Here is a 12,081-nt window from a genome sequence, read left to right as displayed (position 1 = left end):
ACCTGCAGTCGCAGGTGGAACCGTTCTCCTCGGTCACGTGGGCCCGGGTGGGCGCGCCCACGTGCACGTGGGAGAAGACCCAGATCGCGTGGATGTCCAGGTCCGAGGTGGGAACCGTGCGTCGGTGGCCGGAGACCGTGATGAGTTCGCCGACCACCCCGTGTTGTCCGGTCTCCTCCAGCACCTCGCGGCGCAGCGCCGCGCGCACGTCCTCACCGGCGTCCACGCCACCGCCGGGCAGGTGCCAGGTGCCGGCGCCGGGGAAGCCCTCGGCGATCTTGCTGAGCAGGATGCGCCCGGCCGGGTCGGTGACGATGCCGTAGGAGGCGAATCGGCGCAGCCGTGGCAGGTCCTGCGGTCCGGGGCCGGGTTCGTCCTCGGACAGCTCGGGCGCGGTGGGTGTCAGACCCTGGACGGGCACCACCGAGGGCCAGGCCGAGCGCAGCTCGGGCCTGGTGTAGACGATGCGGTCCACGTGCAGGGCCCGACTCCGCGACAGGCTGACGGTCTCGGTGACCACGTCCAGGGCCGCCAAGGGTGCGCCGGCCTCCAACCCGCCCAGCTCGCGGGCGAGCTCCTGGGGATCTTGACCGAAGCGCACGCGCGTACCTCGAAGCTCCGGTCCGTGAGGGCCGGAGGTGACCAGGTGCACGGTGACCCGACGGGCCACCACGTCGTCGGAGATCATCAGATGCCGCCGGCGGGGACGGCCAGTCCGAGCATGCGCGGCAGGCTCTCCAGGTCGGTGATGGTGCTCAGACCCTCGAAGGGCGGGCGACCGGAGCGGTCGACGATGACCGGGTGCATACGTGCGGCGGTGGCGCCCACGGCGTCGGCCTGGACCTGGTCGCCCACGTGCCAGCAGGCGGAGGGGTCCACGCCCAGTCGCTGGGCGGCGAAGTGGAAGATGCGCGGGTCGGGCTTACCGGACCCGGCGGTGTCGGCGCACACCACGGTGTGGAAGTAGCCGGTCAGTTCCAGGGCCTGGAGCTTGGCGTGCTGGAGGGCCTCGACGCCGTTGGTGATCACGGCCAGGCGGTAGCCGGCCCGGCCCAGCGCGGCCAGGGTGGTGTGGGTGTCGGGGTAGACCTGCCAGGCCGAGCGGTGGGCGTCCAGGTAGAGACGGTAGAGCTCGTCGCAGTGCTGGTCGGCGATGTCGCTGTGGCCGGCCTGGACCGCCAGGGCGCGGATGCGTTGGCGCCGCTGCTCGTCCAGGGACAGGTGACCGCGCAGGTAGGCGCCGAAGGAGATTTCGGTCTGGGTGTCCCACAGGGCGCGGGCGGAGCCGAAGTGGGGGTGTCCGAGCCGCTCCATGACCGCGCGCAATCCGGTGGAGGATGCGGCGACGTCGTCGATGAGGGTGTCGTCCAGATCGAAACAGAGCGCGGTCGGGGGTGCGGGTGTGTTCGGCATCGTTCCTCGTCGTGGCTGGGCATGGCAAACATGCCAACGCTAACCGGTTACATCAGAGGAATTGGTGTAAAGCCCACCTAAAGGGACGTGACCAAAGTCACCCTTTCTTGGGGTGGGTCTCGGATCGATCAGGGAAGGCGCTGGAACCACAGCAGGGAGGTCAACGCGGTGGCCATCGACAGCAGGAGCGCGACCATGACGAAGCGCGTGACGATCTCCTCATGGACGTACTCGGTGCCCAGCGAAGAGCCGATGTCCTCGTAGACCTCGTCCAGCTCGGTCTCGCTCTCGGCCTCGTAGAAGTGACCGCCGGTGTCCTGGGCCAGGCCTCGCAGGGCCTCCTTGTCGATGTCGGCCGGCACCTGGTAGCCGTCGATCTCGATCATCGCCGCGCCACTGCCGAAGGCGATCGTGGAGACGGGCACCTCCTGCTCGGCGGCCTCCGCGGAGGCCTGGGCGATGTCGCGGCCGCTGGTGTTCTCACCGTCGGAGAGCAGCACGATGGCCGAGGGCGGCGGGTCCTCCTCGGCCTCCTCGTCGAAGCCGCGGATGGCCTCCATGGAGGCGAAGACCCCTTCGCCGATGGCGGTGCCCGGACCCAGCCGCAACCCCTCGATGGATCCGGTGACCGCAGCGTGGTCCTGGGTGGGAGGGGAGACCACGGTGGCGGTGGAGGAGAAGGAGACCAACCCGACGTTGAACCGGTCGGGCAGGGTCTCCACGAACCCGCGCGCCGACTCCTTGGCCGCGTGCAGCCGGTCGGGTTCGATGTCGGTGGCGGCCATGGACAACGACACGTCCACCGCCACGATGATCGTGGCCCGCTCACGCGGGGCCTCCACCGGCATCGCCGGGACCGCCATGGCCGCGATCAGGACCGCCACCGTCATGGCGAACAGACCGGCCGGGACGTGCCGACGAACGTCGGGCCGGTGCGGGGCGACCTGGTCGAGCAGCTCCAGGTTGGTGAAGCGCAACGTGTAGTCGCGTCGCTGACGCTGGGCGAACACATAGGCGGCCACCAGCAACACGATGAGCAGCAGCCACCAGAGCCGCTGGGGTTCCAGGAAGGTCATGGCGGCCTCAGTCCCCCGTCAACATCGGCGGCGTGGGTCCCTCCCACGCCTTGTGCGCCTCGGCGCGCCTCACCGGGGAACCCCCGGGGTGTGGCGGGCCATGTGGTGCGCGGTACGTCGCTGTCCGATGACGAACCGCGCGATGTCCAGTACCCAGTCCCGGTCGGTGCGCAACACCAGGTGCTGGACGCCGCAGCGGCGCAGTGCCGCGCGGATGGCCTCGCGTTGGGCCGTGGCGGCCTCACGGTATCGCTCGCGCACCGCCCGGGTCAGACGCACGTCGCGCACCCGGCCGGTGGTCGGGTCGCGCAGGGTCACGTCGCCCACCTCGGGCACGTCCAGTTCACGGGGGTCCAGGACCTCGACCACCAGCACCTGGTGGCGTGCGGACAACTGACGCAGGGGGCGCTCCCAGGTGACGGTGCCGCCGAAGGCGGGGGTGTCCAGGAAATCGGAGACGACCACGCGCAGGCCGCGCCTGCGCCGGGAGTGCACCAGGTCGGTGACGGCGTCGGCCAGGGTGGCGCTGTCGGGGTCGACGGCGCGTTGGTCCCCGGTGGGGGCGGCGGCGATGGTGGCCAGCAACGCCAGCAGGGCCTCCTTGCCCGAGCGGGCGGGCCAGCGGCGCACTCGTCCCTGGTGCAGGAAGTGGGCGCCGAAGCGGTCACCGACCCGTTGGGTGAGCAGGTTGGCGGCCACCAGCGCGCCCACGGCCACCTCGCGTTTGGAGTACATGCCGGTGCCGAAGTCCATGCTGGGGGACATGTCCAGCAGGGTCCAGCTCTCCAGTTCACGGTCGGCGACCAGATCGCGCACATGAGGGGTGTCGGTGCGGGCGGTGACGGCCCAGTCCATGTGGCGCACGTCGTCCTCGCCCGGCTGGTACAGGCGCGCCTCGGCCGCCTCCGAGCCCGGTCCCTGTCGCAGCCCCAGGTGTTCGCCGTGCAGCAGGCCGTCCAGACGTTGCACGATGCGCAGGTCCAGGCGGCGCAGGGCGGCCCGGAGCCGGGGGTCGGTGCCGATGGCGGGTGCGTTCACGGTGGGCCTCCCCCTAACGGTGCGAGGCGAAGGAGGCGGTCTCGCCGGAGGGCGGTTCGTCCCAGATGACCCGGGGAGCCGGGACGGTGGACAGGATGCGGTCCACGACCTGGTCGGTGGTGATGCCGTCGGCCAGGGCGTCGAAGGTCAGCACCAGACGGTGGGCGATGACGTCGCGGGCCAGCACGCGCACGTCGTCGGGCAGTACGTAGTCGCGTCCGCGCAGCAGCGCCAGGGCGCGGGCGGAGGCCACCAACCCCAGGGTGGCGCGCGGGCTGGCGCCCACCTCCAGGGCCTGGCGCAGGTCGGGCATCTGGTGGTTCTCGGGTTCTCGGGTGGCCATGACCAGGCGCACGATGTAGTCGGCGATGAGCTGGTGGACGTGCACGCGTTCGGCGTCGGCCTGGAGCTCGCCCAGGGTGACCGGGTCCAGGACCTGATGGGCGGTGGGCGGCTCGGAGCTCATCCGCCGCAGGATCTCCATCTCCTCGTGGGCCTTGGGATGGTGCACGTTGACCTTCATCAGGAACCGGTCGCGCTGGGCCTCGGGCAGCGGGTAGACGCCCTCGGACTCCACGGGGTTCTGGGTGGCGATGACGATGAAGGGCGAGGGCAGCGGGTAGGTGGTGCCGCCGATGGAGACCTGGCGTTCGGCCATCACCTCCAGCAGGGCGGACTGGACCTTGGCGGGTGCGCGGTTGATCTCGTCGGCCAGGACGAAGTTGGCGAAGACCGGGCCCAGTTCGACGTCGAAGCTCTCGGTGGAGGGGTGGTAGATGCGTGTGCCGACGATGTCGGAGGGCACCAGGTCGGGGGTGAACTGCAGGCGGGAGAAGGAACCACCGGTGACCTTGGCCAGGGTGGACACGGCCAGGGTCTTGGCGATGCCGGGTACGCCCTCGATGAGGCAGTGCCCGCGGGCCACCAAGGCGATGAGGGAACGTTCCACCATGCGTTCTTGGCCGACGATGACGGTGGAGACCTCGTGCAGCGCCGCGCGCAGCAGTCGGGTGGGTTCCCCCGGAGCGTTGTCCGGTTTCGGAGTGGAGGAACCGTTCCCGGGTGAGGTTTCTGCCATGTCCCGCCTTCCCAGTACGTCGGTGCCGACAGTGAGGGCACCATGAGGAGTAGGTTTTGGATCACCTGTTGGCGACACTACCTGTTTCCGAGGTCGTGGTCCGGTTCACGGCACGGGTGGTGGGAACGACGGTCGTCGCTCGCGGGGCAGGTCGATGGAAGGGGGTACGTCGATGTCGGTTCCCACGATGGGGCTGCACGAGGGGGACCCGCGCCAACTGGGCGGGTACCGGCTGTCGGGTCGGTTGCGCGAGTCGCGGCTGGGCGTGGTCTACCTGGGCAGGGACAAGACCGGGCGACAGGTGAGCGTGGCCATGCTCAACGACGCCGCCGGGATCGACGAACCCACGCGTGAGCGTTTCGCCCGGGAGGTGGGCCGGAGCGACCAGGTGGTCGCGGCGCGCACCAAGGGTCGTTCGGCCCTGTGGGTGGCCTGCCCTCACGAGGAGGGGGACGAAGAGGACGCGGGGGCGTTCCTGGAGCGTGCCGGTCGGGGTGGTCCGGTGGTGCGCAGCGGTCCGATGGTGATGCCGCACTGGGCGGGGGAGCGGGGCGTGTCGGCGGTGCGCTGGAGCGCTCTGGCCGGTGCGCGCGACAGCAAGGTGGCCCGTGGTGAGGCCAACTGGTGGCTCATCGCCGCTCTGGGGGCGCTGTTGTTGTTGCTGCTGGTGTTGGTGTTCGCGCTGTACCTGTGGCTGATGCGGTTCCCCCAGCCGGAGCCGCCCTCGCAGCCCGAGCAGGAGCAGGCCGAGGAGTCCGACCCGGAGCAGGACCCCTCACCGGGGGAGGACTCCGAGCCCACACCGGTGCCCACTCTGCCCGGCCCCGGCCAGGACGGCGAGGAGGAGTGGGGCGAGCAGCCCGAGGACAACCTTTGATCCGATGGGCGGGACGCGGGTGGGGTGGGGGAGGCGACCTGGTCGAGGGCGGGCCTTCCCGAGAGGGGAGTGCCCCGCCCCGAGGGACGGGGCACTCCGGTGGGAACGGGCCTGTGCTCGGAGAGCCCGAGATCCGCCGAGATCCGATGGAGGCACGACAGGGGCCTCCGTTCGATCACTATAAATCTACGTCGTAAAGGTGCCGAAGCTTTTCTATAAAAGCACCTATTCACAAATGAATTCGAGCGGCTACGCCGCCCCCTCTACTGATTCCACGCACAGGAGTGGATCGGCGTGTCGTGTTCGGGGTGGAGCGGTTCTAGAACGTGTTCAGGGGTGGATAGAAGACGTTTTCATGGCGACCGCGGGTGGCGGCGAGGGTCGGTCGACCCGATCCGGCAGCGGGCCACTGACGCGTTCCTTGTTCCAATGATCCGGCGCGCAGTACCGCGAGGGCATCGGAACTATGCTGGCCGGCGTGCTGAAGAAAGTGATCGCGACGCGGTACGTGCTACCGCTCCGCGAAGGAGGTTCGCTCCCCGGTCTGGTCGAGGCCGACGACCTGGGGATGTACGTGGTCAAGTTCATCGGGGCCGGACAAGGGCGCAAGACCCTGGTCGCGGAGGTCCTCACCGGTGAGCTGGGCCGTGCCCTGGGGTTGCCGGTTCCCGAGCTGGCCCTGGTGGAGTTCGACGCGGTGATCGGTCGCGGTGAGCCCGACCCCGAGGTCCAGGAACTGCTCAAGGCCAGCGACGGGCTGAACCTGGGGATGGACTTCCTGCCGGGCTCGTTGGGCTTCGACCCGCTCGCCTTCGAGGCCGACTCGGCCTTCGCCGGGCGGGTGCTGTGGCTCGACGCACTGACCGGCAACGTCGACCGTTCCTGGCGCAACCCGAACATGCTGCTGTGGCACGGTGCGCCCTACCTGATCGACCACGGTGCCACGCTGATCTTCCACCACTCCTGGGCCAACGCCGACCGGTTCGTCTCCCGCCCCTACGACGCCTCGGACCATGTGCTGTCGGGTTCTTCGCCCGAACTGGCCGCGGCCGACGCCGCGCTGGCACCGTTGGTGGACGAGGAGCTGCTGCGCGGTGTGGTGGAACTGGTGCCCGACGTGTGGTTGGAGGAGGAACCCGGGTTCGATACGCCCGAGGCCGTTCGTGAGGCCTACGTTCGTCATCTGCTGGCCCGTATGGCCGATCGGTCCTGGCTTCCGGAGGTGAGCTCATGAGCGGGCGCTACAGCGTGGTGACCACCGGGCAGGTGGGCATCGAAGGCGACCGGGCGGTGTTCGAGTACGCGCTGTTGCGTGTGGTGCCGTGCCTGGAGCGTGGTGAGTGCGTCAACGCCGGGGTGATCCTCTACAGCCAGGAGCGCGCGTTCCTGGCCGTGCGTTGGGACCTGGACGAGGACCGGTTGCGTGCGCTGGATCCGGGTGTGGACGTGGCGGGTGTGCGTCGGGCCCTGGAGGCGGTGGAGCGGATGTGCCGGGGTGGGGACGAGGCCGGGCAGGCCGCAGGTGAGCGTCCCGGGTCGCGGTTTCGGTGGCTCACCGCGCCGCGGAGCACGATCGTGCAGGCCGGTCCGGTGCACGGTGGTCTGACGGTGGACCCGGAGACCGAGGTGGAGAGGTTGTTGGACCGCCTTGTGCGGTCGACTATCTCCTCCGGGTAAGGGACATCACAGGTTTCGGTGTGGTCGGGTGGGGAGCGAATCGCGTCCCTTCGGTGTTGCTATGGAGTGGTCCGCACCCTCTGGTGCGCTTCCCCCGACCCGTCCCCTTTCCTGAAATGGAGTTCCCGTGCAGACCTCGACCACCCCCACCCCCTCGGAAGAGGTGACCCGGCCCGAGGTTCGGTCGCGTCGTTCCATCGCGTTGTTGGTGATGGTGCTGGGTGTGCTGACGGCCACGGGCCCGTTGGCGACCGACATGTACCTGCCGGCGTTCCCGCAGATCACCCGGGACCTGGGTACCTCTGAAGCGCAGATCGGGTTGACGCTGACCGCGATCATGCTGGGGTTGGCCGCGGGGCAGCTGGTGATCGGCCCGATGAGCGACGCCTGGGGTCGACGGCGGCCGCTGTTGGTGGGGGTGGCCATGTTCACGGTCACCTCGGTGCTGTGCGTGTTCGTGCCGAACGTGACGGCGTTCATCGTGCTGCGGTTCGCGCAGGGTGTGGCCGGTGCGGCGGGCGCGGTGATCGCGCGTGCGGTGGTGCGCGACATGTTCCAGGGTGATGACGCGGTGCGGTTCTTCTCGCGTTTGGCGCTGGTGATGATGTTGGCGCCGTTGCTGGCTCCGTTGGTGGGTGCGCAGCTGTTGCTGGTGGGGCCCTGGCAGCTGAGTTTTTGGGTGTTGGCGGCGATGGCGGCGCTGAGTTTCGTGCTGGTGCTGTTCTGGTTGCCGGAGTCGTTGCCGGCCTCGGAGCGTCGGGCGCAGGGGCCGCGGGTGTTGGCGGCGACGGTGGGTTCGTTGGTGCGGGATCGGCGGTTCGTTGCGCCGGTGCTGTCGCTGGGGCTGAGCTTCGGGATGTTGTTCACGTACGTGTCGGCGTTCTCGTTCGTGTCGCAGAACGAGTTCGGGGTCTCGCCGCAGACGTACGGGTGGTTGTTCGCGGTGAACGCGTTGGCGTCGATGATGGGTACGCAGGGCAACGGTCTGTTGGTGGGCCGGATGGACACCAAGCGTCGGTTGTTGATGGGTCTTCTGGTGGCGCTGGTGGCGGTGCTGACGCTGTTGGTGTTGGCGTTGACCGGGACGGCTCAGCTGTGGATGGTGTCGTCGCTGTTGGCGCTGATGATGCTCAGTGTCGGGTTCATCATGCCGAACGCGACGGTGTCGGCTCTGGACGGTCAGCCGGTGGCGGTGGCCGGTACGGCTTCTGCGTTGATGGGTTCGTTGCAGTTCGCGTTGGGCGGTGCGATCGCGGCTCTGGCGGGGATGACCCCTTCGGGTGAGGCTTCGTTGGTGAGTATGTCCGTGGTTATGGCGTCGGTGGCGGTGTTGTCGCTGCTTTCGTTCGTGTGGGGTGCGCGGGTAAAGGTGGGATGAGCCGGCGATCGGGAGTTTCTCCTAGGTTGCCGTTCGGTGGAGAAATGGGCACAGTAGGGCTCGATTCCCCGAATGAGGCGGGTGGGAACGGTGTGGCCCGCCTTCCGATGTGGCAGAGGATGAGTTGGTTATGGGCGAAACCCCCGGTTCGTTGGCTCGAGCGCAGTCCGGATTGGGCGACCACGTCTATGACGTGGCGACCTCTGACGCGCACGCCCAGGTGTTCTCGGTTCTGGTGGAGGATCGCTGGGAGCGTTTGACGGCGGGGGAGTTCGCGACCGAGGTGACGTCGGTGGCCAAGGGTCTGGTCGCCGCCGGGGTGTCCGAGGGCGATCGTGTGCTGGTGGTGGCGCCCTCCGGTCATGACTGGGTGCGTTTGGCGTACGCGGTGTGGTCGGTGCGCGGGGTGTTGGTGCCGCTCCCGGTGGAGGCCTCGGCGGAGCGGTTGGCGCATGTGGTGCGTCAGGTGCGCCCGGCGGTGGCGGTGGTGGCCGGGGAGCGGGCCCATCGTGTGCTGGTGGGCCTGCAGCGGGAGATGCCGGATCTGGGACGTGTGTGGCAGTACCAGGAGGGCTTGCCGGAGGTGGTGAGCCTGGGTGCGTACATGGACGCCACGGCGGTGCGTTTCCGGCGGGACGAGGTGGTGCCGGAGGATCCGGCGGTGGTGTTGTACCCGATGAGCACGGTGTCGCGTTCGATGCGCGGTGTGGTGCTCTCGCACGGGGCCCTGTTGTCGGCGGCGGCGGATCTGGTGGATCGGATGTGGCCGCGGTTGTCGGAGTTGGCCGCCGGGCGGGCGAGTGCGGTGGTGGACCTGCCGTTGTCGCAGTTGCCGGGGTTGTCGACGATGGTGGCGTGTGTCTTGTCCGGGGTCCGGTTGGGTGTGGCGGAGCCCGGGCGGTTGCGTGCGGAGTTGGCGCGGTTCAAGCCGACGGTGTTGGTGTGCGCGCCGAGGGATCTGGAGGGTGTGCACGGGGCGGAGCGGGCCACGGCGCATTCGACGGATTGGGACTCGGTGGGGACGTTCAACGCCGCGATGGACGCCGCGGTGCAGTTCGACCAGGCGAAGAAGAAGGGTGCCTGGGCCCGGTTGTCACGGTCGATGTACGACTGGTCCTTCTCCAAGATCCGGGAGGTTCTGGGGGGCCGGGTGCATCTGGCGGTGTGTTGGGGTGGTGGGCTGTCGGAGCGGTTGGACAGTTACTTCGGTGGTGTGGGTGTTCCGGTGATGCAGGTGTTCGGCGTCGCGGAGACGGCCGGGGTGTTCAGCGCCAACGCGGTGGGGGATCGTGTGCCGGGGACGGTGGGTCGGGTGTTGGCCGATCGTCGTTGGTGGGTTTCGCCCGAGGGTGAGTTGCACCTGCGGGGCGGTGCGGTGTTCTTGGGGTACTGGGCGGACGTGGAGGGGACGCGGGCGGCGTTCCGTGAGGGTTGGTTGGCCACGGGTGTGCTGGCCGACGTGGACGAGGCCGGTTTCGTGACGGTGCGGGGCCGTGTGCGGGCGCAGGCTTCGTTGGAGCCGGTGCCGGGGCGGTTCGTGCCGGAGTCGGAGCGGGCTTCGGGTGGTGTGGAGGAGGCCGTGGCTTCCGAGGTGTCGGTGGAGGAGCCCGGGGGGTTCGAGGAGCCTTGGGTGTCGCAGGCTCGTGCGGTGCGGGCCGAGCCGGAGTCGGTGGAGTCGGGTGTGGTGGCGCGTGCCGGTGAGGTGGAGCGGTCCTCTGATGCGGAGTTGGTGGCCGGTTTCGAGGAGCGGTTGCGGGCGCATCCTTTGATCAGTCAGGTGTTGGTGATAGTGGAGGGGCGTCCGTTCGCCAGTGCTTTGGTGACGTTGGTGCGTGATCAGTTGGAGTACTGGCGGTTGGTGAACGGGCGGCCGTTGTCGATGGCTCCGGAGGAGATCGCGGGGGATCGGGATCTCCTCCGGGAGGTGCAGGGGTTGGTGTACGAGGCCAATCGGAGTGTGCCGCGGCATTTGGCGGTGCGGTCGTTCCATGTGTTGGCCGAGGAGTTCACGGTGCAGTCGGGGTTGGTGCATCCGTCGGGTGAGTTGCGGCGGGACGCGGTGTTGCGTGCGTTCTCGGAGGAGATCGACGGGTTGTATCGGGTGCGCCGTGATTAGTGGTCGTTGAGTGTGGGGTGGTTGTGGCCGCGGTCCCTTGGGGGCCGCGGCCGTTTCGTTGTGTGCGGGGTCGGTTCTAGTGGGGTGGGTCTTGGCCGTTGAGGTAGGCGAGGACCGCCAGGACGCGGCGGCTGTCGTCGGAGGAGGGTGGTAGGTCGAGTTTGGTGAAGATGTTGTTGATGTGCTTGCTGACGGCTTTTTCGGTGATGTAGAGGCGTCCTGCGATGGCGGAGTTGGAGCGTCCTTCGGCCATTTCGGAGAGGACTTCGCGTTCGCGGGGGGTGAGTTGGGCCAGGGGGCCGCTCTGGTCTTGTCGGGCCAGGAGTTGGGAGATGACGGCGGGGTCCATGGCGGTGCCGCCGGAGGAGACGCGGCGGACGGCTTCGATGAACTGGTTGACGTCGAAGACGCGGTCTTTGAGGAGGTAGCCGACGCCTCCGGTGTCGTCGGAGAGGAGTTCGCGGGCGTAGAGCTGTTCGACGTGCTGGGAGAGCACGAGGATGGGCAGGCCCGGGATGTGGGCGCGGGCGGCTATGGCGGCTTGGAGGCCTTCGTCGGTGAAGGTGGGGGGTAGGCGTACGTCGACGACGGCGACGTCGGGTTTGTGTTCGGTGAGGGCCGCTTGGAGGTCGGGGCCGTTGTCGAGGGCGGCGACGACGGTGAATTCGTGGGCTTGGAGGAGCCTTATGAGTCCGTCGCGGAGGAGGGCAAGGTCTTCGGCGATGACAACGCGCACGGGATCTCCAGGGTGATGATGGTCGGTCCGCCTGTGGGGCTGGTGATGTTCATCGTGCCATCGAAGGCGTCGAGGCGGCGTGCGATGCCGTTGAGTCCGCTTTCGGGGGTGGGGGTGGCTCCGCCGTGGCCGTTGTCGGTGACGGTGATGATGAGGCGTTGTCGGCCGTGGTTGATGTGGATCCAGGCGTGGGTGGCGTTTGCGTGTTTGGCGGTGTTGGTGAGGAGTTCGGCGATGGCGAAGTAGGCGGCTGATTCGACGGGGTCTGCGGGGCGGCCGGGGAGGTGGGTGGTGACGGTGATGGGGAGGTTGTGGGTGAGGGCGAGGGCTTCGACGGCGCCGGGGAGTCCGCGTTCGACGAGGACGGGTGGGTGGATGCCGCGGACGAGGTCGCGGAGTTCGGTGAGGGCTTGGCGGGTGGTTTCGCGGGCTTCGGTGAGCATGTCGCGGGCGGCTTGTGGGTTGGTTTCGACGAGGTTTTCGGCCATGCCGAGGTTCATGCCGAGGGCGACGAGGCGGGCTTGGGCTCCGTCGTGGAGGTCGCGTTCGATGCGGCGGATTTCGGAGGCTTGGGTGTCTATGGTGTCGGCTCGGCTGGTGGCGAGGTGGGCGACGCGTGCGGTGAGTCGGGCTTTTTCGGAGGGGGCGAGGATGAGGTGGGAGAGGCGGGTGCAGGCGTTGGTGGTGTGGGG

At 68.8% G+C, this 12,081-nt stretch carries 12 protein-coding genes; 5 read left to right on the top strand and 7 right to left on the bottom strand.

Translation table 11 applies throughout. The features are described 5' to 3' along the window. From K8V84_RS03415 to K8V84_RS03395, 5 genes are all read right to left on the bottom strand, one after another. A partial coding sequence (locus K8V84_RS03415) for an NUDIX hydrolase (protein WP_304070242.1) occupies window positions 1–688 on the bottom strand: 688 nt, incomplete at its 3' end. Then, complete coding sequence (locus K8V84_RS03410) at window positions 688–1,413, bottom strand: HAD family hydrolase (RefSeq protein WP_304070240.1); 726 nt, start codon at window positions 1,411–1,413, stop codon at window positions 688–690. The genes K8V84_RS03410 and K8V84_RS03415, both read right to left, overlap by 1 nt. 128 nt (window positions 1,414–1,541) lie before the next feature. Then, window positions 1,542–2,489, bottom strand: coding sequence for a VWA domain-containing protein (locus K8V84_RS03405; protein WP_304070237.1), 948 nt, complete (start codon window positions 2,487–2,489; stop codon window positions 1,542–1,544). A 69-nt stretch (window positions 2,490–2,558) separates the two neighbouring features. Beyond that, complete coding sequence (locus K8V84_RS03400; RefSeq protein ID WP_304070234.1) at window positions 2,559–3,527, bottom strand: DUF58 domain-containing protein; 969 nt, start codon at window positions 3,525–3,527, stop codon at window positions 2,559–2,561. Between the two features lie 13 nt (window positions 3,528–3,540). Then, window positions 3,541–4,605, bottom strand: coding sequence for a MoxR family ATPase (locus K8V84_RS03395; RefSeq protein ID WP_304070231.1), 1,065 nt, complete (start codon window positions 4,603–4,605; stop codon window positions 3,541–3,543). A gap of 172 nt (window positions 4,606–4,777) precedes the next feature. On the opposite strand from K8V84_RS03395, the gene K8V84_RS03390 reads away from it, so the two are divergent. The 5 genes from K8V84_RS03390 (at window position 4,778) to K8V84_RS03370 (ending at window position 10,653) form a co-directional block, all read left to right on the top strand. Continuing rightward, a complete protein-coding gene (locus K8V84_RS03390) occupies window positions 4,778–5,482 on the top strand; it encodes a hypothetical protein (RefSeq protein ID WP_304070228.1) in 705 nt (234 codons plus the stop codon). A gap of 466 nt (window positions 5,483–5,948) precedes the next feature. Further along, on the top strand, window positions 5,949–6,716 hold the full coding sequence (locus K8V84_RS03385) for a HipA family kinase (RefSeq protein ID WP_304070225.1): 768 nt from the start codon (window positions 5,949–5,951) through the stop codon (window positions 6,714–6,716). Next, a complete protein-coding gene (locus K8V84_RS03380) occupies window positions 6,713–7,159 on the top strand; it encodes a DUF3037 domain-containing protein (RefSeq protein WP_304070223.1) in 447 nt (148 codons plus the stop codon). The genes K8V84_RS03385 and K8V84_RS03380 overlap by 4 nt, the downstream gene beginning before the upstream one ends. A gap of 127 nt (window positions 7,160–7,286) precedes the next feature. Next, entirely contained in the window at window positions 7,287–8,537 is a 1,251-nt protein-coding gene (locus tag K8V84_RS03375) for a multidrug effflux MFS transporter (protein WP_304070220.1), read from the top strand. Between the two features lie 130 nt (window positions 8,538–8,667). Then, window positions 8,668–10,653, top strand: coding sequence for an AMP-binding protein (locus K8V84_RS03370; protein ID WP_304070217.1), 1,986 nt, complete (start codon window positions 8,668–8,670; stop codon window positions 10,651–10,653). Window positions 10,654–10,729: 76 nt separating this feature from the next. Here K8V84_RS03370 and K8V84_RS03365 read toward each other — a convergent pair whose 3' ends face one another. Beyond that, window positions 10,730–11,389 (bottom strand): response regulator transcription factor, encoded by a 660-nt coding sequence (locus K8V84_RS03365; protein WP_304070215.1) that lies wholly within the window; start codon window positions 11,387–11,389, stop codon window positions 10,730–10,732. Next, a partial coding sequence (locus tag K8V84_RS03360) for a sensor histidine kinase (RefSeq protein ID WP_304070211.1) occupies window positions 11,338–12,081 on the bottom strand: 744 nt, incomplete at its 5' end. The genes K8V84_RS03365 and K8V84_RS03360, both read right to left, overlap by 52 nt.

This window comes from Nocardiopsis listeri (assembly GCF_020741345.1).
GTDB lineage: Bacteria > Actinomycetota > Actinomycetes > Streptosporangiales > Streptosporangiaceae > Nocardiopsis > Nocardiopsis listeri_A.
This window is presented reverse-complemented; position numbering and strand designations above follow the sequence as displayed.